This window comes from Streptomyces sp. NPDC057939 (assembly GCF_042887545.1).
GTDB lineage: Bacteria > Actinomycetota > Actinomycetes > Streptomycetales > Streptomycetaceae > Streptomyces.
On record NZ_JBHVPG010000033.1, the window covers coordinates 53,033 to 75,809 of the forward strand.

Genomic DNA, 22,777 nt, shown 5'->3' on the forward strand with positions numbered 1-22,777 from the left:
CCGTCCACCGCCGCCCCGTCCTGCACTGCGTCACCTCCCGCCACTGACCGACCGGCAAGAGAATGGCTGATCCTCGTGGTTGCCCCCTCCCCCTGGTTCCTGACCCCCGAGACCGCCGCCGCTGCCGCCGACGAGGCCACGGCCGCCACCCGCGTCTACTGCTTCCCGCACGCCGGCGGCAACCCCCGGACCTTCCTCGACTGGCAGGCCGGCCTGGGAGAGGACGCGCGGATCCTCGCCGTCTGCCCGCCCGGTCGGGGCCACCGCTTCCGTGAGCCGGCCCTCACCTCCGTCGCCGCCCTCGCCGACGGAGCGGCCGCCGCAATCGCCCTCGCCGCCGCCACCGCCGACCGGCCCTTCCTGCTCTTCGGCCACAGCTTCGGCGCGGCCCTCGCCTTCGAGGTCGCCCGCCGGCTGGACGGCGTACGCGGCTTCGCCGGCCTCGTCGTCTCCGGATGCAGCGCCCCCTCCCTGCTGCCGACCCGCCGCGTGGTCGAAACCGCCCGACTGGAGGGCCGGGCCTTCACCGAGGCCGTCGGCTTCTTCGGCGGACTGCCGCCCGAGGTCGTCGAGGACGAGGCCGTCCAGGAACTGCTCCTCCCGCACCTGAAGGCCGACTTCAGGCTCGTCGCCGGCTACCACTACCGGCCCGCCGCCCCGCTGGACGTCCCGGTCACCCTGCTCAACGGAACCGACGACCCGCACGTCGACGCGGCCGCGCTGGACGCCTGGGCCCGCGAGTGCGCCACGCCGCCCGAGCGGCACTGGGCCGACGGCGGCCACTTCTACTTCGAGGGCCGTCCGGACGCCGTCACCCGGGTGCTGCGCCCCCTGGCCCGCGCGGCGGCCCCAGCCACGACACCTGCCGGGGATGAGTACGTTGAGCTGATCTGACACCGGCCGACGCACCCCAGCAGCTCACCAGCGAGGACCCTCATGAACCACTCAGCCTCCTTCGACGCGCCCCTTTCCGAATCGGCGGTCGCCGACCGACTGCGGCGCGCCATCGCCTTCCGGGACCTGCACGAGGGCCCGCACCCCTTCGTCGTCCCCAACCCCTGGGACGCGGGATCCGCCCGCATCCTGGCCTCCTTCGGCTTCGCCGCCCTCGCCACCACCGGAGCCGGCCTCGCCCACAGCCTCGGCCGCCCCGACGGGGCGAACCGCGTCGACCGCGCCGAACTCCTCGCCAACGCCGCCGCGATCATCGAGGCCACCGACCTGCCCGTCACCGCCGACCTGGAGAGCGGCTTCGGCGAACGCCCCGAGGACGTCGCCGAGACCATCCGCCTCGCCGCCGCCGCGGGCCTCGTCGGCGGCTCCGTCGAGGACTCCACCGGCCGCGACGAGGACCCCGTACGCCCCCTGGACGAAGCCGTCGAACGCGTCGCCGCCGCCGTGGAGGCGGCGAAGGGACTCGACTTCCCCTTCACCGTCACCGCCCGCGCCGAGAACTTCTTCCAGGGCCGCCCCGACCTCGACGACACCATCCGCCGGCTGCGCGCCTACGAGGCCGCCGGCGCCGACGTCCTCTACGCCCCGGCCCTGCCCGACGCGGACGCCATCCGCGCCGTGTGCTCGGCCGTCGACCGGCCCGTCAACGTCCTGATGGGCGGCGCCCTGCCGCTGTCCGTCGCCGACCTCGGCGCCCTCGGCGTACGCCGTGTCAGCACCGGCTCCGCACTGTCGCGGGCCGCCCTCGGCGCCCTCACCCGGGCCGCCCGCGAGATGAGCGAGCTCGGCACCTTCGGCTTCGGAGCACAGGCCCTTCCGTACGCCGAGGCCAACGAACTCCTGGCCGACCCCGCCCCGTCCGCCGACCGAGAGAGCGAACCGGCACCGTGAGCCTTCCGCACCCGTTACCCGCCACCACCGACGCGCCGCCCGCGGCCCCGACCGCCGGCGTTCCCGCCGTCCACCTGTCCGCGCCCCGCTACGTCCTCGGCGAACGCCACGACGACCACACCTCCATCGAGGGGCTCGCCGAGCGCGCCCGCCGGTTCGGCATGCCGCCCCGCGCCGAACTGTGGGGCTGGGGGAGCGTCCACCGCACCGCCAAGTCCCTGGAGACCCTGGCCGCGGAGACCGTCCGGGCCACCCTCGACGCTGCCGGCGTCGCCCCGTCGGACGTCGACTGCCTCATCCTGTGCTCCACCCGCTTCCCCGGCGGCCCCCGCACCCACGGCGCGTTCGTGGAGAACGTGCTGGCCGCCACCGGCCTGGGCGCCGCGGCCTTCATCGGCCTCACCCTCGGCCGCTGCGCCAACCTCCTGGCGGGCATCCGCACCGCCCAGGCGTACGTCGCCGCCGGCATGTACCGCCGGGTCGTCGTCGTCACCGCCGACCGGGTCACCGACGAATCCGTCCGCATGGACAACTTCGCCCTGTTCAGCGACGGAGCCGCCTCCTGCCTCGTCGCGGCCGCCCCGATCGGCCCGGACGCCTACGAGATCGTCGCCGGGGCCGGCGCGCAGGACCCGGCCGGCCTCGACTGGTCCAACGAGATCAGCTCCGACCTCGCCCGCGAGGTCAACGACCGGATCCTGGACGACGCCGGAATGAAGATCGGCGACATCCACGGGGTCCTGCACCCCAACCTCTACAAGCCGCTCGTCGTCCTCAAGGAGCGCCAGGCCGGCTTCGGCCGCGAACAGCTCTTCCTCGACAACATCCCGCGCGTGGGCCACTGCTTCGCCGCCGACCCGCTGATCAACCTCGTCGACCGCGCCGAGGCCGGCGCCCTCAAGCCCCACGGGCACTACCTGCTGGCGTCGAGCGTCCCCGGCGTACGCATCGGCGTCCTGCTGCGCCGGCTCCCGGCCGCCGACACCGCGCCCTCCGCCCCCACCCCCGACACCACCACCGCCCGACGGGAGGGCCGCTGACATGACCGCCGCCGACATGACCACCGACACGACCGCGACCGGGGCCACCGACGCAACCGGGATCGGGGCAGGGGCCGCCCGTACGGAATCCGGCGCCGGCCCCGAGGGCGACGGCTTCCCCGACCTCGACCTGGCCCGCAGCTCCTTCGCCCCCGCCTTCCCCCTGCCCGACCTCACCACATCCCTGCCCGCCGGCCCCTTCGAGGCCTCCCCGGCCGGCGCCGCCGAGGCCGTCCTCATCGCCGCGGCCCCGCCCGCCGACCTCTTCCGCCGGCTGCTCGCCGACCAGGAGGGCGAGGCCGCCCTGCTCGCCGCCCGCCGCGTCCTCGCCGCGTTCCTCGCCCCCGAGGGCGACCCCGCCGCCGACGACCCCCTCCCCGAGCCGGCCGACGCCGACGCGGTCGCCGCGTACGTCGGCGCCGCCCGCGCCGAACTCGCCGCCGTCCTCACCCCGCTGAGCACCCACCCCGACCCCGAGGTCCGCACCGCGGTGCTGCGCCAGCGCGCCCCCCTCACCCTGACCGGCGGATGCTGGCTCGACACCGTCTCGCAGGCCGCGACCCAGCCCGCCGAGATCGTCGGCCGCCTCTTCGGCCAGCACTGGCTGCTCCAGGGCGAGGGCACCGCCGAGGCCGGCCTCCTCGGCCGCCGCCGCCGGTCGCTGGCCGGGCACGGGGTGTTCCTCCCCGCCGTCGAGGCAGCCGCCTTCCTCGACGCGGCCGGCGCCCGCCCCCTCACCGCCCTGCACGCGGCCTTCCACCTGGCCCTGTCCCGGCTGCCCGCCTCCTTCCTCCCCGAGGTCGTCGGCGTCCACTACGCCGCCCACGCCCTGGGCCTCGACGAACTCCTGCTCGGCAGCGAGCCGATGCTCGCGGAGAGCGACGTACGCCCCGTCCTCGCCGAGTACCTGGCCCTCACCGCGCAGTCGCCGACCGGCGACGAGGACCGCCGCCGAGCCCTCGCGGCCGTACGTCTCGTCGTCCGCCTGGAACGCGAGCACACGGCCGCCCTCGCCGAGCTCGCCGCCTGGCACGAGGGCCTCTCCCTCGACGCCAAGGTGGCCCTGATCGTGGAGCGGCACGCCCCGCACGCGGGTCGCCAGCACCGCGCGGTCCGCCTCGGTGCCCGCAAGCTCACCGACTGGCTCGACGACGAACAGCTCGACCCGGCCGCCTTCGTCCGGGAGTTCCGCACCGCCCGCCAGCTGCGGCCCGGGCGCGACGGCGGCCCCTGCCGGTTCCTGAAGTCCATCAAGTTCGGCGGCCCCATGTTCGGCATCTTCGACGAGCGCGAGGCAGCCGTGTTCGCGGCCTGGGCCCGGTCCGTCGCCGCCGGCGAGCCCGCCGGGGCCGACCTCGTCCCGCTCACCGCCGGCGACGAACCGGCCCGCGCCTGGAGCGGCCGCCTCGCCTCGGTCGAACCCGCCGACGTGCTGGTCCGCGAGCCCGGTCCCACCGAGGACCACCGCCGCTTCTTCCACCGCCTCGTCAACTTCGAGCGCCACCCGAACGTCCTGCCCGCGGCCCGGGCCCGCGCCGAGGCCGGACTCGCCGACGCCGAGCTCCTGTTCGAGCACGGCGCCGGGGGGCTGCTCACCGACGCCTCGTACTTCGACTACACGCCCGAAGCCCTGATGGAGCGGGTCGAACGGATCTACCGCGACAAGCTGGTGGACCCGTACGAGCCGCTCACCGAGATCCCCTCGCGCGACGAGGTCGTCTTCGAGCAGTCCACGTACGCCCTGGGCAGCCTCATCGACGGCACCTGGGCCCACCGCGTCGGCAACCTCGGCCGCCGGCACCGGCGCAGCGACGACATGCTCTTCTCCATCTACGCCGACGAGATGGGTCGCGGCGACATGGCGAAGAACCACATCACGATCATCCACAAGGTGCTGGCCGGCATGGACATGGACCTGCCGCACATCCGGCAGGAGGCCTTCCTCCAGCAGGGGGACCTGCCGGACCACCTGTACGGCTTCTCGATCCACCAGATCTGCCTGTCGCTGTTCCCCGACAGCCTCCACCACGAGATCCTCGGCTACAACCTGGGCATCGAGATGTTCGGCCTCGGCGCGATGCGCCTGCACGAGATCCAGAAACTGCGCCGGCACGGCCTCGACGTCTCCTACGAAGAGGCGCACCTGTCCATCGACAACTTCTCCGCCGGGCACGCCCGCCAGTCCGCCGAGATCATCGTGGCCTTCCTCGACGACGTGCTGACCGCCTCCGGGGAGGAGGCCGTCCAGGGCGCGTGGCGCCGCATCTGGCGCGGCTACGCCTCCTTCGCCCACTTCGTCGAGCACGGCCTGGTGAAGCGCGTCCGCGCCGAGGCCGCGGCCGAGTCCGAGGAAACCGCCCGGACCCCCGCCGACCTGGTCATCTGAGGAGCCTCACCATGGAACTGACGACGAGTTTCGACCCCGAGGTCCTCGCGCTTCCCTTCTACGAGGACTCCCACCGCCGGCTCGCCGAGTCGGCCGGGGCCTGGTGCGACAGCAACCGGGTCCTGTGGGAGGAGATCCGCACCCTGGACCCGGACGCCGCCGGACGCCGCCTCGTGCGCGCCCTCGGCGCGGCCGGCTGGCTCTCCGAACTGGACCCGCGCGGCGCCCCCGTGAACGACTTCCGTGCCGTGTGCCTGCGCCGCGAGGCCCTCGCGTACGCCGAGGACCTCGCCGACTTCGCCTTCTCCATCCAGGCGCTCGCCGCGACCCCGTTGCTGCGCTTCGGCAGCGAGGCGCAGCGCCGCCGCTACCTGCCGGGGATGGCCGCCGGCACCCTGATCGGGGCGTTCGCGGTTTCCGAGAAGGAGGCCGGCTCGGACGTGTCCTCCGTCGGGCTGGAGGCGGCGCGCGCCGAGGACGGCTCGTACCTCCTCAACGGCCGCAAGGCATGGATCGCCAACGGGACCATCGCCGACGTGTTCGTGGTGATCGCCCGTACCGGGCAGGGCCCCGGGCCGCTGGGGCTCTCCGCCTTCCTGGTGCCCGCGGACACCCCCGGCCTGCGGGTCGAGCGGATCGACGCGATCGCGCCGAGGTCCTTCGCGCACCTGTCCTTCGAGGACTGCCGGCTGCCCGCCGACGCCCTGCTGGGGCGGCCGGGCAAGGGCTTCGTGATCGCGGTGGACCTGCTGGAGCGGTTCCGCACCACCGTCGGCGCGGCCGCCCTGGGCTTCGCCCGGCGGGCCTTCGACACCGCCCTCGCCCACGTACTGGGCCGGGAGGCGTACGGGGGGACCCTCTTCGACCTCCAGCTGGTCAAGGCCTCGCTCGCCGACATGGAGGTGCAGCTGAACGCGGCCGCCCTGCTGGTGGCGCGCGCCGGCTGGGAGACCGACCGGGGGAGCCGCCGGTTCGCCCGGCACTCCAACATCGCGAAGGTCCACGCGACCGAGGCCGCCCAGGGCGTCGTCGACGCCGCCGTACAACTGCTGGGAGCGGCGGGCATCGTGCAGGGCGGTGTCACCGAGCGGCTCTACCGGCAGGTCCGGTCGTTGCGCATCTACGAGGGCACCTCGGAGGTGTTGAGGATGGCCATCGCGGGTTCGCTCGACATGCGCCGCGCGGCCCGCGCGGCGGCCTGACCCGCACCGCCCGCACCACCCGCCCGACCCGTACCACCCGTTCAGCAAGGAGCAGGCAGTGAGCACCACGTCCCCCCGAACCGGCAGCGCCGGCAGCGCCGTTCCCGCCCGTACCGTCGGCCCCGTCGAGGCGCTGCGCCTTCCGGACCCCTACCCCTTCTACGCGCGCCTGGTGGCCGAGCGCCCCTTCGCCCACGACGAGGCGCTCGGGGCCTGGGTCGCCGCCGACGCGGCCGCGGTGCGCGCGGTGTTGGGCAGCGACGCGCTGCGGGTGCGGCCGCCGGCCGAGCCGGTGCCCGCCGGGATCGTCGGTACCCCCGCCGGGGAGGTCTTCGGCGACCTGGTGCGCATGACGGACGGTCCGGTCGTGGCCCGACTGAAGGCGGTGGTGGCCGAGGCGCTGGCCCGCGCCGACACCGCCCGCGCGGCCCGACTGGCGGCCCGGCACACCCGTGAGGTGCTGGCGGCGGGCGGCGAGGTCCCGTACGAGGAGCTGATGTTCGGGGTTCCGGCCCGGGTGGTCGCCGAGCTCTGCGGTCTGACGGAGGGGGCCGGTCGGGAGGCGGCCCGTGCGATCGGCGACTTCGTCCGGTGCATCCCCGCCTCCGCGACCCCCGCCGAGCAGCGGGCCGCGGCCACGGCTGCGGCCCGGCTGCGCGAACTGCTCACCCCGCCCCTGAACGCGGCCTCCGCCACCCACGTGGCCGGCCGGGGCGCCGGCGCCCCCGCGGCCGGATTGCTCGCCGAGCTGGTGGGAGCCGCCGACCGGCACTCCTGGCCGCACCTGGCGCCCCTGCTCTCCAACGCCGTCGGCTTCCTGTCCCAGACCTACGACGCCACCGCCGGTCTGATCGGCAACACCCTGGTCGCCCTCGCCCGGGGCGCCGACGTGCCGGGCACCCCGCAGGCCACCGCGGCGCTCGTGCGCGAGGTGGTCCGCCACGACGCCCCGATCCAGAACACCCGTCGGTTCGCCGCCCGGTCCTTCGTCCACGCGGGCTCCGAAGTGGAGCCCGGTCAGCAGGTGCTGGTGCTGCTCGCCGCCGCCAACCGGGACCCCGCGGTCAACCCGGACCCCGACGTCCTGTCGCCCGGCCGGGTGAATCCGGTGGTCTTCACCTTCGGTGCGGCGGCCCACCGCTGTCCGGGGGAGGAGCTGGCCGTGGCCCTCGCGGGCGCGGTCGTCACCGAGCTCCGCACGGCAGGCTTGAACACCACCGCGACCCCCGCATACCGCCCTCTGGCGAACGCCCGGATCCCGCTCCTCTAGCGCGCAGGTAGTCCTCACCCGGGGACGACGTCACCCCGCGACCGCGATCAGGCCGTGGGTCGGCCACCTCCATGCCTTCAGACAGGACAAACCGCAACATGTCGGACACCATTCACCTCTGGATGCGGCACGAGGCCCGCGTCACCGAACGCCGTGCCCCCCTCACCCCCGAAGACGCCGGCCGCCTGGTGGCCGAGGGCATCCGCATCACCGTCGAGGAGTCGGACCAGCGGGTGTTCCCGCTCGACGCCTACACCGCCGTCGGCTGCGGGGCCGCCCCGACGGCCTCCTGGCACGAGCAGGCCCCCGACGACGCGTACGTCCTCGGCCTCAAGGAACTCCCCGCCGGACCCGACGTGCCCGCCCTGCGCCACCGGCACATCTACTTCGGCCACGCCTACAAGGGCCAGGCCGGCGCCCGCGAACTGCTCGCCCGCTTCACCGCGGGCGGCGGCGCCCTCCTCGACATGGAGTACCTCACCGACGGAGCGGGCCGCCGCGTGGCCGCGTTCGGCTACTGGGCCGGGTACGTCGGCGCCGCCCTCGCCGTCCTGCACCACCGCGGCGCCCTCACCACCCCGCTGAACCCGACCGACCGGCCCGCCCTCGACGCCCTGCTCGCCTCCGGAGCCACCGCCGACGACCCCACCACCGCCCTCGTGATCGGCGCGCTCGGCCGCAGCGGCCGCGGCGCCTGCGACGCGCTGACCACCGCCGGCCTGGAACCGACCCGCTGGGACCTGGCCGAGACCCGCGACCTCGACCGCGCCGCCCTCCTCGGCCACCACCTGATGGTCAACACCGTCCTGACCACCACGCCCGTAACGCCGTTCCTGACCAAGGCCGACCTCGACGACCCCCGCCGCCGGCTGTCCCTCGTCTCCGACGTCACCTGCGACGTCACCTCCGACTGCAACGTCCTGCCCGTCTACGACGAGACCACCACCTGGACGCAACCCGTCCGCGCCCTGCGCGCCGGACCCGACCGGCCCCTCGACCTGATCGCCATCGACAACCTGCCCTCGCTCCTCCCCGTCGAGGCCGCCACCGCCTTCTCCGCCGAACTCGCCCCGCAGCTCCTGCGCCTGACCGCCCCTGCGGACGACGTCTGGGAGCGCGCCCTGCACACCTACCGGACGGCCGTCGAAGCCCAGGAGGATCCCCTTGTCCGCTGACCAGCCCGCGACCGCCGCACCGACCGCGGCCGCGGCGTCCGGCACCGTCCACTGGATAGGCACCGGCCTGTCCACCGGCCGCTCCGGCCTCTCCCTCGTCTGCGAACGCGCCCGGCGGGTGGTCCTGTGGGACCGCACCGCCGAGCGCGGCGCGGCCCGCCTCGCCGCACTCGGCCTGGCGGGCCGCGCCGAGGTCCGCGCGTTCACCCCGGCCGCCCTGGCGGCCGGGGTGGGCCCCGGCGACGTCCTCGTATCGATGCTCCCGGCGACCGAGCACGCCCCGCTGCTGCGCCTCGCCACCGACCGGGCCGCCCACTTCGCCTGCACCAGCTACGTCTCCCCGGAACTCGCCGAACTGGCCGCCGAGGCCGCCGACCGCACCCGCACCGTCGTCCTCACCGAGGCCGGCCTCGACCCCGGCATCGACCACCTGCTCGCCCACGACCTGGTCGCACGGGGCCGCGCCGCCCTCGGGGAGATACCCGCGACCGCCGTGTTCACCTCCTACTGCGGAGGCGTGCCGGCGGTCCCCAACTCCTTCCGTTACCGCTTCAGTTGGGCCCCGTACGGGGTCCTCGCCGCCCTCGGATCCCCGGCCCGGCACATCGAGGCCGGCGCCGAGGCCACCGTCCCGCGCCCCTGGGAGGCCACCCGCTCCCTGACCCTGGCGGGCGAGGAGTTCGAGGTCTACCCGAACCGCGACAGCCTCCCCTTCGTCGCCCAGTACGGCATACCGGACCACTGGCGGCTCGACACCTTCGTCCGCGGCACCCTGCGCAACGCCGGGTGGCACACCGCCTGGAAGGACGTCTTCGACACCGTCTCCACCGGGGACCAACAGGCCGTCCGCGCCCTGGCCGGCTCGCTCGCCGCCCGGTACCCCACCACCCCCGCCGACCGCGACCGCGTCGTGCTGTCCGTCGCACTCGAACTGCGCACCCCGGCGGGCCCGTCCTGGCGCGGCTCCCACCTGCTCGACCTCACCGGCGACGCCGACGAGTCCGCGATGGCCCGCTGCGTCTCCCTCCCCGTCGCCTACGGCGTCACCCGGATCCTGGCCGGCGCGCTGCCCGCCGGACTCAACCGCGCCGCCGCGCCCGAGGACACCGGCCGCTGGCTCACCTTCCTCGGCGCCCACGGCCTGCGCGGCGCCCTCGAAGAAACCCCCACCCCGTCAGGAGTCCCGGCATGACGCAGCCCGCCCACCTGCCCGAAGCCCCCGCCCTCCCCGAGGCGTTCATCCTCACCGGAGCCTTCCGGGTCGTCTGCCGCAACCCCCGCTACCTGGAGGAACTCGCCGCCCGCGGCCTGAGGATCCTGCTCATCACCCCCGACACGAACCGCGAGGCCGTCCGCCGCGCCCGCAAGGACCCCGAGCACCCGGCGTCCCTGATCGACGAGATCGCCTACGTCGACGGCTCCCTCGACCTCGACGGCTCCTTCACCCCCGGCTTCGTCGCCGGGGCCCGCGCCTGGCACGGCCGCTACACCGTCCGCGGCGCGTACGCCGTCGGCGAGACCCTCGTCGAGCAGACCGGCCTGCTGTGCGACGCCCTGGGCCTGCCCGGACCGGGCCTGCGCGCCACCCGGGTGTGCCGCAGCAAGTACCTCCAGCGCTGGTACCTGGAGGAGTTCAGCCCCGCCACGCTCGTCCTGCCGCCCGGCGCCCGCGAGGACGCCGACCTGTCCGCCCTGCGCTACCCGGTCGTCGCCAAGCCCGCCACCCGCCACTCCAGTTCGGGCGTCGTCGCCGTCGCGGACGCCGCCGAACTGCGCGCGCTGCTGCCGGAGTACCCCGAGCACGAGACGCTGATGATCGAGGAGAAGGTGACCGGCCAGGAGTACTCGGTCGAGTCCCTCGTCCAGCACGGCGAGCCGCTCTTCACCTCCGTGACCCGCAAGGAGACCACCGAGTCCGGCGACCGCACCTTCGTCGAGCTCGCCCACTCCGTCCCCAACGCCGGCACCGGCGAGGACGCGGTCCTGCTGACCGCCAACCGCCGGATGCTGGAGGTGCTCGGCTTCCGCGACGGGATCGCCCACGCCGAGTGGCGCATCGGCGAGGACGGCGAACCCCGCCTGATGGAGGTCGCCGCCCGCACCCCCGGGGACGGCCTCGTCGCCCTCTACCACCTCGCCACCGGGCAACCCCTGGAACCGGAGATCATCCGGATCGCCCTCGGCGAGGACGCGCACTACCCGCCGCCGCGGCGCTTCACCCGCCAGGTCTACCTGGAGCACGAGGCGGGCTGCCTCGCCGACGTCACCCTCGACTGGCCGGGCGTGCGCCCCCAGTGGGTCGGCGAGGCGGGCACCTGGCCCGCGTTCGCGCCCGGCGATCCGGAGGACGGGCCCGCGCTGCGCGCCCTCCTCGTCCTGAAGGAGGCCGGCGCCCGGCTCCAGCCGCTCGCCTGCTCCGACGACCGGGCGGTGACCTTCCTGATCGACGCGCCCACCCCGGAAGGGCTCGACGCGCTGGAGTCGGCCGTCCGTGCCGCCGTCACCGTCGTCGTCGACCCGGAGGACCCCGATGAGCACTGACGTCCGGCCCGTCGAAGCGGAACGGGAAGCCGCTCCGCCCGCCCCGGCACCCGGGGTGTGGACCACCTTCAAGGAGGCCCCGAGCGCGGTGAAGACCGTGCTGGCCGGGGTGCTCGTCAACCGGCTCGGCGGCTTCCTGCACGTCTTCCTCGTCCTCTTCCTCACCGCCGAGGGCCACTCCAAGGGCCGCACCGTCATCGCGCTGGGCGTGTACGGGGCGGGCGCCGTCGCCGGCTCGCTCGTCGGCGGCACCCTCGCCGACCGGCTCGGCATCCGCGGCGCCACCGTCCTGTCGATGAGCAGCACCGCCGTGCTCACCGCCGCCCTGCTGTACCTGCCCGGGTTCCTGCCGCTGCTGGTCGCCATCGCCCTCGTCAGCCTGGGAGCCCAACTGTTCCGGCCGGCGTCGGCCACCCTCCTCGCCGAACAGACCGACGGCGACCGACAGATCATGATCTTCGCGATGTACCGCTTCGGCCTCAACGTCGGAGCGACCGCCGCGCCCCTGCTCGGCTACGCGCTCTACCACGCGGGCGGGAGGACCTACACGCTGCTGTTCTGGGGCGAGGCCGCCCTCGCCCTGGCCTTCGCGTTGGTCGCCCGCGCCACCCTGCCCGCCCGGACGAGGCCGGCGCCCGGCGCCGTACGCCCGGAGGCACCCGCACGGACCGGCGGCTACGGCGCGGTCCTGCGCGACCGCCGCTACCTGCTCTACCTCGTCGCGGCCTTCTTCCACTCCGCCGTCTACATGCAGTACCTGTCCACCCTGCCCCTCTACATGGAGGAGGCCCGGCTGGCGCTGTTCTGGTACACCTTCGCGGTCGCGCTCAACGGCGTCATCGTCATCGCCTTCGAGCTGCTGGTCACCAAGGTCTCGCAGCGCTGGCCCCTGAAGATCACGATCGGCCTCGGCTTCGCCCTCGTCGGCGCGGGCGTCGCCTGCTACGGACTGCCGATCGGACCGGCGGCCATCGTCATCGGCACGCTGATCTGGTCCCTGGGCGAGATCCTCGGCGGCCCCGCCGTCTTCGCCTACCCGGCCAACGCCGGCCCCGAGGCCCTGCGCTCCCGCTACATCGGCAGCTTCCAGTTCGTCTTCGGCCTGGGCTCCGCCCTCGGACCGATGGCCGGCACCTGGCTCTTCCTCCAGTTCGGCTCGCTGGTCTGGCCGCTGGTCGGTGCCGCCTCCCTGCTCGCCACCCTGTTCGGCCTGATCGCCGTCCGCACCCGCCCCGCCTAGGCGGTGTCCGCCACCGTCCCCGCTCCCCCTCCTGCTGATCACCGATTCGAACGAGAGGTTCCGACCATGGGGCACGAGAGCTTCCGGCCCGGCACCAGGCACTTCCGTTGCCTGGGCGTCGGCGTGGGCCCGGCCAACCTCAGTCTGGCGTCGCTGCTGCACAGCATGCCGGACGTACCCAATCTCTTCCTCGACCGCAAGGAGTCCTTCGGCTGGCACGACGGCCAGCAGATCCCGGGCACCACCCTCCAGGTGTCCCAGTTCAAGGACCTGGTCAGCCTCGCCGACCCGGCCAGCCCCTTCTCCTTCCTGGCGTACCTGCACGCCAAGGGCCGCGTCTACCACTTCCTCAACGCGCAGTTCGACGACGTACCGAGGCTGGAGTTCCGCAACTACCTGGCGTGGGCCAGCCGCCGCAACGAGAACGTCGTCTTCGGCGAGGGCGTCCGAGAGGTCGACTTCGACGACGACCGCAGCGTGTTCACGGTCCACACCGACCGCCGCACCGTCACCGCGGACAACGTCGTCGTCGGCGTCGGCAGCCGGCCCTGGGTGCCGCCGCAGGGGGAGGGCCTCCTCGGCCCCACCCAGTTCCACGTGGCCGACTACCTGGGCGCCTCCCGCGACGTCGGCGGCAAGCGGGTCGTCGTCATCGGCGGCGGCCAGTCCGGCGCCGAGGCCTTCCTCGACCTGATCTCCCGCAGCGGCTGGGAACTGCCCCGCCGCGTCTCGTGGATCTCCCGGCGGCCGAACTACCTCCCCATCGACGACTCGCCCTTCACCAACGACTACTACATGCCCAGCCACGCCGACTACTTCTACGGACTGCCCCGCGAACGCCGCGAGTCGTTGAACTCCCGCAACCTCCTGACCAGCGACGGCATCTCCGAATCCACCCTCCGCGAGATCTACCAGACCATCTACGTCCACCGCTTCGTCGAGGGCAACGAGGACCTGGTCGCCCTGTACCCGGGCCGCGACGTCTTCGACGTCGGCCGGGGCCCGTTCGGCGGCTGGGAGGTCTGCGCCCGCCACACCGGCGAGGCCGACTCCGTCGAGAGGTTCGAGGCGGACATCGTCGTCTGGGCCACCGGTTACCGGCCCGCCGGCATGGACTTCCTCGCCCCCGTCGCGGACCGCCTGGAGCGCGAGGGCGAGGAACTGCGCGTCGACGAGGACTACGCCGTCCGCTGGGACGGCCCCACCGACCGCCGGATCTTCGTCCAGAACGGCGTCCGCGGTCAGCGGGGACTCGCCGACCCCAACCTCAGCCTCAACGCCTGGCGCAGCCGGCGCATCGCCGACCGGCTGTGCGGGGTACGCGGCGACGAGCAACTGTCCTCCTTCATCGAGTGGTCGTCCAAGGCACCCCAGGACGAACGGTGGAGCGCCTGATGTCGGCCGACCGTGCCGGCGCCCCCGGCATACCCACCGGGTCCGCCGCGTTCGCCGCCGCCGGCGGGGGCGCGGGCGGGCCCGCCCGGGCCCGTACCGACGTGGCCGTGGTCGGCGCCGGGATACTCGGCGTCCTCATCGCCCGCGAGGTGCTCGCCCGGGACCCCGGTGCCACCGTCACCGTCCTCGACCGCGACATGACCGGCTCCGGCGCCACCCGCCGCTCCGCCGGCCTGCACTTCCCGCGCGGCGCGAACGAAACCGTCCGCACGCTCGCCGCCGAGAGCCAACGCTTCTACGAGGACCTCCGCGCGGCCCGCCCCGACCTGCCCATCCACCCGCTCGGGATGACGGTGCTCGCACCTGAGGAGGCCGAGGAGCAACTGCGCGAGGCCTACCTCCCCGAGGCCAAGCTCCGCTGGACCGCCGACCTGCCGGCCGCCGTCCCCGCCCTGCCCCGGGGCCACGGCGCCTGGGAGGGCGACGGCTGCCAGTACGCCGACGTCCACGCCCTGACCCAGCGCCTCGCCGCCGACCTGCGCCCGGCCGTGGCCTTCCGGGAGGGCGTCGAGGTCACCGCCCTCGCCTCCGGCCCCGGCGGCACCCGCCTGACCCTCACCGGCGGCGCCACCCTCGACGCCGGCCACGTCGTCCTCGCCCCGGGGCCCTGGCTCGCCGCGCCCGCCTGGCGGGAACTCGTCGCGCCGCTCGGCGCCCGCGTCAAGAAGATCGTCGCCCTGCACGTCGAGGTGCCCTGCGCCCCCGGCGACCGGGCCGTCGTCCTGCACACCGAGGACGCCTTCCTGCTGCCCCTGCACCACCGGGGCCACTGGCTGTTCAGCTACACCTGCCAGGAGTGGGACGTCGACCCCGACACCGTCGACCCGTCCCTCACCGACGGCCACCTGCGCGAGGCCCGCGCCCTGCTCACCCGCTACGCCCCGGGCCTGGCCGCCCACTGCCGGTCGGGCCGGGTCTTCTGCGACGCGTACGGGGCCGACGGCACCCCGGTCGTCACCCCGCTCGACCCCTACGGCCGGCTGCTCTTCGCGGGCGCGGCCGGCGGCTCCGGCTACCGGCTCGCCCCGGCGCTCGCCGCCCGCGCCGCCGACCTGATCCCGTCCCTGCCGTCCCCCTCCTCCCTTGCGCCCCTCCCGTCCCCGCGAAAGGCCACGACATGATCATCGCCAGTTATGACGCCGACGTCCTGGAGCAGGCGTTCGGCATCGACATGAGCGGTGTGGAGGGCCTCGGCACACCCGCCGGCTGGGGCCGGATCGCACCCGGCCGGGCCACCGACCACCACCGCCACGACGAGACCGAACTGTTCGTGATCACCGCCGGACAGGGCGAGTTCGTCATCGACGGCGAACGCCACCCGGCCGCCCCCGGCACCGTCGTCCTCTTCGAACCGTTCGAGTCCCACGTGCTGGAGAACACCGGCGGCCCCGACGCCGGCGACCTCGTCTTCTTCACCCAGTACTGGCGCGACGCCGAACGGGCCGCGACCTCCGCGGCGAACCCCGCCCGCAAGGGCTTCGGCGACCGGCCCGTCTTCGTCTTCTCCACCCCGCCCACCCCCAACGGCGACCTGCACCTCGGCCACCTCGGCGGCCCCTACCTCGGCGCCGACGCCTTCACCCGCTACCAGCGCATGAACGGCGCCGAGGCCTACCACCTCACCGGCAGCGACGACTACCAGAGCTACGTCCTCGGCGCCGCCCGCGCCGACGGCCGCACCCCCGCCGAGACCGCCGCGCACTACAGCGCCGAGATCGCCGAAACCCTGCGGCTGATGGACATACCCCTCGACCAGTACACGGTCACCGACCAGGACCCCGCCTACCGCGAGGGCCTGCGGGACTTCTTCGGCCGCGTCGTCGCCTCCGGCGGGATCGCCGTCACCGAACAGGACGCCCTGCACGACGCCACGACCGGCCAGTACCTCTACGAGGCCGACGTCAAGGGCGGCTGCCCCGGCTGCGGCAATCTCACCAACGGGAACATCTGCGAGGAATGCGGCGAACCCAACACCGTCACCGACCTCACCGACCCGCGCTCCACCGTCTCCGACGCCGCGCCCCGCACCACCCCGGCCGCCCGCTGGACGCTGCCCCTGCACACCTTCGCCCCCGAGGTCCGCGACCACCACCGCACCGGCCGCGTCCCCGCCCGGCTCCGCGAGCTCGCCGACCGCCTCTTCCGCCGCCCCCGCGTGGACATCCCCCTCACCCACCCCTCCGGCTGGGGCGTGGAACCCCGCGAGGGGGCCACCGAGGGCCAGGTCATCTGGGTCTGGCCCGAGATGAGCTACGGGTTCCTGCACGGCATCCAGGCCCTGGGCGCCCGCCTCGGCCGGACCTGGCGGGCCGCCGACCCCGAACGCGACTGGAAGATCGTCCACTTCTTCGGCTACGACAACAGCTTCTACCACTCGGTGCTCTACCCGGTCCTCTACCGGCTCGCCTTCCCCGGCTGGAACCCCGACATCGACTACCACGTCAACGAGTTCTACCTCCTCGAAGGCGCCAAGTTCTCCACCAGCCGCCGGCACGCCATCTGGGGCAAGGACGTCCTCGGCCCCGACACCGTCGACGCCGTCCGCTACTTCCTCGCCGCCACCCGCCCCGAGGGCCTGCGCACCGACTACACGCGCACCGCCTACGAGGCCACCCTGAACGACACCCTCATCGGCACCTGGCAGCACTGGCTCACCGACCTCGGCGCCCGCGTCGCCAAGCACCACGGCGGCACCGCCCCCGACGCCGGCAACTGGACGCCCGAGCACTCCGCGTTCCTCGCCCGGCTCGGGACCCGCCTCGCCGCCGTCACCGCGGCCCTGGAGAACGACGCGTTCTCCCTCAACCAGGCCGCCGCCGAACTCGACGGCATCGTCCGCGACACCGTCCGCTTCGGCCGCGCCGAAGGCCTCCTCGCCGACACCCCGGGATGGGAGGACGAGAACCGCACCGCCGTCGCCCTCGAACTGGCGGCCGCCCGCCTCCTCGCGCACGCAGCCGTCCCCGTCATGCCCCGCTTCGCCGCCCGGCTGGCCGCCGCCCTCGGCCAGGACGCCCCGAGCGCGTGGCCCCGTGCCGTCGAACTCCTCGCCCCCGGCAGCGCCGTCGCCCTCGCCGACGCCGTGTTCTTCCGGCCGTCGCCCGACGCCGGAACGGAGGCCGCACCGGAGGTCGCACCGGTCGCAGCACCCGCCCTGACGCCCTGGCTCACCCAGGTCGCCCGCACCGTCCTGCGACTCGGCGACGACGAGCCGATCGCCGACCGCACCCTGACTCAGCTCGCCGCCGGCTCCCTCCAGGCCGTCACCGTCCAGTACCAGATCCTCGACGCCCTCGACGTCGACCTGTCCATGGACGAACTCCTGCACGGCGGCACCCTCGCCGAACTGGCCGCCGTCATCGCCGAACGCGCCGAACCCGCCGCCGTCGCCGCCCTGACCTCGGGAGAGCCCCGATGAACCACCTCCAGCTGCTGCGCGAAATGGGCCGGCGCGGGCTGTCCGTCACCCTCGCCGACGGTGACCTGCGCCTCCAGGGCAACCGCGACCGGATGGACCCCGAGTTCATCGCCCGCGTCAAGGCCGCCAAGCCCGCCCTCGTCGCCCACCTCGCCCGCGAGGCCGAACACGGCCCCGGCTTCCCCCTCACCCCCCTCCAGCGCGGCTACTACGCCGGCCGCAGCGGAGTCTTCGAGATCGGGGACGTCGCCAGCCACGTCTTCCACGAGATCGAGGGCCACTGGGACGTCGACCGCCTGCAGAGCGCCCTCGCCACCGTCGTCGCCGCGCACAGCGCCCTGCGCTCGCGCTTCCTGTCCCCCGACCGCCAAGTCACCGAACACGGCGACCACACACCCGTCATCGGCGTCCTCGACCTGCGCGCCCACGACCCCCGCCGGCAGGAACTCATCCGCACCGAACTCCGCGAGATGCGCTCCCACCAGGTACTGCCCGCCGACCAGGCCCCGCTGCTCACCGTCGACGTGACGATCCTCGCCGACGACAGGATGGTCCTCCACGTCGGCCACGACGGCCTCGTGATGGACGGGATCAGCATGTTCCTGTTCTTCCGGGCCTGGTGGCACGCCTACCGCAGCCCCACCACCGACGCCCCCGAGGAACTTCCCTTCGAGGACTACGTCGCCGCCCTCGAAACCGCCCGCGACCGGGCCCCCGCCCGCCGCTCCCGCGACTACTGGACGGCCCGCCTCGACGACCTCGCCCCCCACCCCGACCTGCCGCTGCGCACCAGCCCCGCAGCCCTGTCCGGCTCGCGGTTCACCCAGCGCGCCGTCCGCCTGGACCGCACCGCCTGGACCGCGCTCAAGGACCGGGCCGCCGAGGCCGGGCTGACCCCGTCCGCCCTGCTGCTCGCCGCGTACGCCGAAACCCTCGCCTGCTGGGGCGCCGGCGAACGCTTCACGCTCACCACCACCGTCGCCAACCGGCCGCCGATCCACCCCCGGATCTTCGAGACCATCGGGCAGTTCTCCGACACCCTCCTCGTCGAGGCCGCCACCGACCGGACCCTGACCTTCGCCGAACGTGCCCGCGCCCTCCAACGCCGGCTGCACGCCGACATGGACCACCGCCACTTCTCCGGCATCGAGGTCCTCAAGGAACTGGCCCGCCGCCGCGGCGGACTGGCCGGCGCCCGCATGCCCTACACCTTCAACAGCGCCATCGGCCACGTCAGCAGCGAGGTCGACGGGTCGACCCTGGAACTCTTCGGCAAGGAGGTCTTCTCCGTCAGCCAGACCCCCCAGGTGTGGCTGAACGCCTTCGCCATGGAGCAGCACGGCGGACTCGTCGTCCAACTCGACGGGCTCGACGAACTGTTCTGCGAGGGGCTCCTCGACGACCTGGCGCACGGCTACACCACCCTCCTCGAAACCCTCGTCGACGCGGGGGCCTGGCAGCGCCACGGCTTCGAGCTGATGCCGCCCGCGCAACGCGCCCGCCGGCTCGCCGCGAACGACACGGCCGTCGCCCTGCCCGACGAGATGCTCGGCGACGCCATCGTGAAGCGGGCCGCCGAGACCCCCGGGGCGCCCGCCGTCCTCACCGCCGACCGGACCGTCAGCTACGGCGAACTCCTGCACCGGGCCGCCACCGCCGCCGGCTGGCTGCGCGCGCGGGGAGTGGGCCGCGGCGAACTCGTCGGCCTCGTCATGCGGCGCGGACCCGAGCAGATCATCGGCATCCTCGCGACCGTCCTCGCCGGAGCCGCGTACCTGCCCGTCGACGCGGGCCTGCCCGCCGCCCGCCAGGAGTACATGCTCGCCGACGGCCGGGTGCGGTGCGTGCTCACCGACACCGCCCCGTCCGACACCGGGCCCCTCGCCCCCCTGGCCGTCCTCGACCTCACCGGACCCGCCTCCGGCCGCGCCGAGGTCCCCGACCGGCTGCCCGGCTCCCACCCGGAGGACCTCGCGTACGTCCTCTACACCTCCGGCACCACCGGAGCCCCCAAGGGCGTGATGGTCACCCACCGCAACGTCGCCAACGTCGTCGCCGACTGCCACACCCGCTTCCGGATCACCCCCGACGACCGGTTCTTCGCCATCAGCGCCTTCAACTTCGACCTGTCCGTCTGGGACGTCTTCGGCGCCCTGTCGGCGGGCGCGGCCCTCGTCATGCCCGACCACGACAAGGCCGTCGACACCGCCCACTGGCTCGACCTGTGCCGACAGCACGGCATCACCGTGTGGAACTCCGTCCCCGCCATCGCCGGACTGCTCCACGACCAGGCCCGCACCGACGGCGCTCCGCCGCCGGCCCTGCGCCTCGTCATGATGAGCGGCGACCGCATCCCGCCCGAACTGCCCGCCGCGCTGCGCACGATGACGCCGGGCCTGGAGGTCGTCTCCCTCGGCGGTCCCACCGAGACGACGATCTGGAACATCCTGCACCCCGTCGGCGAGGACGAGGACGGAAGCGAGTCCATCCCGTACGGGCGGCCCAACGCCAACAACCGCGCCTACGTCCTCGACCGGGACGGCCTTGACGCCCCCGACTGGGTCACCGGCGAGATCGTCGCAGCCGGCACCGGCCTCGCCCGCGGCTACTGGGGCGACGAACAGCGCACCGCCGAACGGTTCTTCACCGACCCGGTGCGCGGCGAACGCCTCTACCGCACCGGCGACCTCGGCCGGTACCTGCCCGACGGGAACATCCAGATCCTCGGCCGCAGCGACTTCCAGATCAAGATCAACGGGTATCGCATCGAGGCCGGCGAGGTCGAGACCCGGCTCGCCGCCCTTGCCGAGGTCACCCGGGCCGTCGTCGCCGCCCGAGGCAACCGCCTCGTCGCCCACCTGGTCCCCGCCGGCTCCCACCGCCCGCACCTCACCGAAGTCCGCCGGGCACTGCGCGCCGACCTGCCCGACTACATGCTCCCGGCGGCGGTGATCTGGCACGGCTCGCTCCCGCTCACCAAGAACGGCAAGGTCGACCGTACGAAGCTGGCCGCGCTCGGCACCGAGGACCCGGCGGCCCCCGCCCCGCAGGCGGGCGGCAGCGCCCCCGCCACCCAGGCCGAGAAGATCCTCTGCGACATCTGGTCGACCGTCCTGCGGCGGCCCGACGTGGGGGCCCTCGACACCCTCGCCTCCCTCGGCGGCGACTCCATCGCGGCGGCCCGGATCCTGACCGCGGCCCGCAAACGGTTCGGCGTCACCCTCACCCTCGACCGGTTCGCCGAGGTCGACACCGTCCGCGCGATGGCCGCCGTCCTGCGCCCGGAGGCCGCCCGATGAGCGGCGCGGCGCCCTCACCGGCGTCCGTCCGCCCCGCGTCCGACGGCGGGCCGGCCGCCGGGCCCGACACGATCCGGCGGATCGTCACCGACCCGCCGGCCGCCGGCAGCATCTCCGTCGCCCGCCTCGACGGCACCCGCACCATCCCGCTGCGGGAGCTGTACGAGCGCTCCGGCCGCCTCGCCCACCACCTGCGGGACGCCCACGGCATCGGCCCCGGCGACCGCATCGGGATCCTCGCCGCGAACAGCCTGGAGTGGGTCCTGCTCGACCTGGCCGCGCTGCGCCTCGGGGCGCAGACGGCCGGCCTGGAGCCGGGCAAGTTCACGCCGTCCGCCGAACTGCTGGACCGCTACGACCTGCGCCTGCTGTACACCGACCGGCCCGCCGGCGAGGTCGCCGGCGAAACCGGCGACGAGACCGGCGACCGGCCCGCCGCCGGGTCCGCCCCGTGGCCGCCCGGCGTCCTCGGCACCGGCGCGATCCTCGACCTGACCGAGCCGGACGGCTCCCCCGACCGGCCCCTGCCCCCCGTCCACTGGGGGTTCCGGGACGTCACCACCATCAAGTTCACCTCCGGCAGCACCGGCGTGCCCAAGGGGCTCGGCGCGACCGCCGGCAGCATCGACAGCTCCCTCACCGCCGTCCAGGAGATCTTCGCGCACGGCCCCGGCGACGACCTGTTCGTCTTCCTCCCGCTGTCCTTGCTCCAACAGCGCTACTGGGTGTACTCCGCGCTGCTCCACGGCCACGACGTCACCCTCACCACCTACGAGGCGGCGTTCGCCACCCTGCGCCGCGTCCGCCCCACCGTCGTCATGGGCGTACCCGCCTTCTACGAGAGCGCCCGCCGACAGATCGAGGGCCGGCTGCGCCGATCCGCCGGCCAGGACCCGCGCCAGGTGGCCCGCGCCCTGTTCGGCGACCGGATCCGCTACCTGTGGACCGGCTCCGCACCCGCCTCGCCGGCCGTGCTCCGCTTCTTCACCGACGTCGGCCTGCCCCTGTTCGAGGGCTACGGCCTCAACGAGACCTGCATCGTCACCAAGAACCACCCCGGCGCCCACCGGGAGGGCAGCGTCGGCCGGGTGGTGAGCGGCAAGGAAGTGCTGATCGGCGAGGACGGAGTCATCAGCGTCCGCAGCACCCATCCCGTCAACAACCACTACGCGTACGCCCGCCCCGGTGACTCGGAGAAGGTGTTCGACGCCGACGGAACCGTCCGCACCGGCGACCTCGGCCGGCTCGACGAGGACGGCTTCCTGTTCGTGCGGGGCCGCGCGGACGACGTCATCGTCCTCGACAACGGCAAGAAGGTCATCGTCCGGCCCATCGAGGAACTGATGCGGGCCGACCCGGCCGTCGCCGAATGCGTCCTGTTCAGCCCCACGCAGACCGACCTCGTCGCCGTGGTGTCCCCGGCCGAGCTGCCGGCCGACCGCGCGGCCATCGCCGCCCGGCTCGCCGCCGTCAACGCCGCCACCGGGGCCGACGAGCGGATCAGCCGTGTCCTCGTCGCCGATCCGCCGTTCAGCATCGACAACGGCCTGCTGACCTCCCAGTACAAGCCCAAACGGCCCGCCATCGCCGCCGCCCACCACATCCCGCTGCACGACCAGGAGGCCGGAATCCATGCCTGACACCCAGCTCGTAGAAGAGGCCGCACGCGCCCAGCTCTCCCTCGTCCTGATGCCCGAGGTCGAGCCCGAGGACCTCGACCTCGACGCCGACATGGTCGCCGCCTACGGCCTGACCTCCCTCAACAAGGTCCTCTTCCTCACCGAGGTGTGCGAGGAGACCGACGTGGACCTCGCCCACTTCACCGAGCACGACCTCGCCGTCATGCGTACGCTGCGCGACGTCACCGACGCCCTCACCCGCCACCACGTCCCCACCGGAGCCTGAA

16 protein-coding genes are annotated in these 22,777 nt (G+C 74.1%); all 16 read left to right on the forward strand.

Annotation, left to right across the window (positions count from 1 at the left end; genetic code table 11):
* Positions 1 to 75: 75 nt before the first annotated feature.
* Positions 76 to 894 carry a thioesterase II family protein gene (locus ACFVS6_RS28950; protein ID WP_389708359.1) on the forward strand — a complete coding sequence of 273 codons (819 nt, stop codon included), beginning with the start codon at positions 76 to 78 and terminating at the stop codon, positions 892 to 894.
* Between the two features lie 42 nt (positions 895 to 936).
* Positions 937 to 1,845 carry an isocitrate lyase/phosphoenolpyruvate mutase family protein gene (locus tag ACFVS6_RS28955; protein WP_389708361.1) on the forward strand — a complete coding sequence of 303 codons (909 nt, stop codon included), beginning with the start codon at positions 937 to 939 and terminating at the stop codon, positions 1,843 to 1,845.
* On the forward strand, positions 1,842 to 2,885 hold the full coding sequence (locus ACFVS6_RS28960; protein ID WP_389708362.1) for a 3-oxoacyl-ACP synthase: 1,044 nt from the start codon (positions 1,842 to 1,844) through the stop codon (positions 2,883 to 2,885). Before ACFVS6_RS28955 ends, ACFVS6_RS28960 begins: the two co-directional genes overlap by 4 nt.
* Position 2,886: 1 nt before the next feature.
* Positions 2,887 to 5,271 (forward strand): iron-containing redox enzyme family protein, encoded by a 2,385-nt coding sequence (locus ACFVS6_RS28965; protein ID WP_389708364.1) that lies wholly within the window; start codon positions 2,887 to 2,889, stop codon positions 5,269 to 5,271.
* Between the two features lie 11 nt (positions 5,272 to 5,282).
* Positions 5,283 to 6,473, forward strand: a complete 1,191-nt coding sequence (locus ACFVS6_RS28970) for an acyl-CoA dehydrogenase family protein (RefSeq protein ID WP_389708366.1) — start codon at positions 5,283 to 5,285, stop codon at positions 6,471 to 6,473.
* A 58-nt stretch (positions 6,474 to 6,531) separates the two neighbouring features.
* Complete coding sequence (locus ACFVS6_RS28975) at positions 6,532 to 7,743, forward strand: cytochrome P450 (RefSeq protein ID WP_389708368.1); 1,212 nt, start codon at positions 6,532 to 6,534, stop codon at positions 7,741 to 7,743.
* Positions 7,744 to 7,841: 98 nt separating this feature from the next.
* Positions 7,842 to 8,918 (forward strand): saccharopine dehydrogenase, encoded by a 1,077-nt coding sequence (locus ACFVS6_RS28980; RefSeq protein WP_389708370.1) that lies wholly within the window; start codon positions 7,842 to 7,844, stop codon positions 8,916 to 8,918.
* Complete coding sequence (locus tag ACFVS6_RS28985) at positions 8,908 to 10,110, forward strand: saccharopine dehydrogenase C-terminal domain-containing protein (protein ID WP_389708372.1); 1,203 nt, start codon at positions 8,908 to 8,910, stop codon at positions 10,108 to 10,110. Before ACFVS6_RS28980 ends, ACFVS6_RS28985 begins: the two co-directional genes overlap by 11 nt.
* Positions 10,107 to 11,459 carry an acetyl-CoA carboxylase biotin carboxylase subunit family protein gene (locus tag ACFVS6_RS28990; RefSeq protein ID WP_389708374.1) on the forward strand — a complete coding sequence of 451 codons (1,353 nt, stop codon included), beginning with the start codon at positions 10,107 to 10,109 and terminating at the stop codon, positions 11,457 to 11,459. Before ACFVS6_RS28985 ends, ACFVS6_RS28990 begins: the two co-directional genes overlap by 4 nt.
* On the forward strand, positions 11,449 to 12,699 hold the full coding sequence (locus ACFVS6_RS28995; protein WP_389708376.1) for an MFS transporter: 1,251 nt from the start codon (positions 11,449 to 11,451) through the stop codon (positions 12,697 to 12,699). The genes ACFVS6_RS28990 and ACFVS6_RS28995 overlap by 11 nt, the downstream gene beginning before the upstream one ends.
* A gap of 66 nt (positions 12,700 to 12,765) precedes the next feature.
* The gene (locus tag ACFVS6_RS29000) at positions 12,766 to 14,094 is read left to right on the forward strand and encodes a lysine N(6)-hydroxylase/L-ornithine N(5)-oxygenase family protein (RefSeq protein ID WP_389708378.1); all 1,329 of its coding nucleotides are present in this window, start codon (positions 12,766 to 12,768) and stop codon (positions 14,092 to 14,094) included.
* The gene (locus ACFVS6_RS29005) at positions 14,094 to 15,275 is read left to right on the forward strand and encodes an NAD(P)/FAD-dependent oxidoreductase (protein ID WP_389708380.1); all 1,182 of its coding nucleotides are present in this window, start codon (positions 14,094 to 14,096) and stop codon (positions 15,273 to 15,275) included. Before ACFVS6_RS29000 ends, ACFVS6_RS29005 begins: the two co-directional genes overlap by 1 nt.
* Positions 15,272 to 17,572, forward strand: coding sequence for a class I tRNA ligase family protein (locus ACFVS6_RS29010; protein ID WP_389708382.1), 2,301 nt, complete (start codon positions 15,272 to 15,274; stop codon positions 17,570 to 17,572). The genes ACFVS6_RS29005 and ACFVS6_RS29010 overlap by 4 nt, the downstream gene beginning before the upstream one ends.
* Positions 17,569 to 20,871, forward strand: a complete 3,303-nt coding sequence (locus tag ACFVS6_RS29015; protein ID WP_389708384.1) for an amino acid adenylation domain-containing protein — start codon at positions 17,569 to 17,571, stop codon at positions 20,869 to 20,871. Before ACFVS6_RS29010 ends, ACFVS6_RS29015 begins: the two co-directional genes overlap by 4 nt.
* Positions 20,868 to 22,511: an AMP-binding protein gene (locus ACFVS6_RS29020; RefSeq protein ID WP_389708386.1), complete on the forward strand. Its 1,644-nt coding sequence runs from the start codon at positions 20,868 to 20,870 to the stop codon at positions 22,509 to 22,511. Before ACFVS6_RS29015 ends, ACFVS6_RS29020 begins: the two co-directional genes overlap by 4 nt.
* Positions 22,504 to 22,776 carry an acyl carrier protein gene (locus ACFVS6_RS29025; protein ID WP_389708388.1) on the forward strand — a complete coding sequence of 91 codons (273 nt, stop codon included), beginning with the start codon at positions 22,504 to 22,506 and terminating at the stop codon, positions 22,774 to 22,776. Before ACFVS6_RS29020 ends, ACFVS6_RS29025 begins: the two co-directional genes overlap by 8 nt.
* Position 22,777 lies beyond the last annotated feature (1 nt).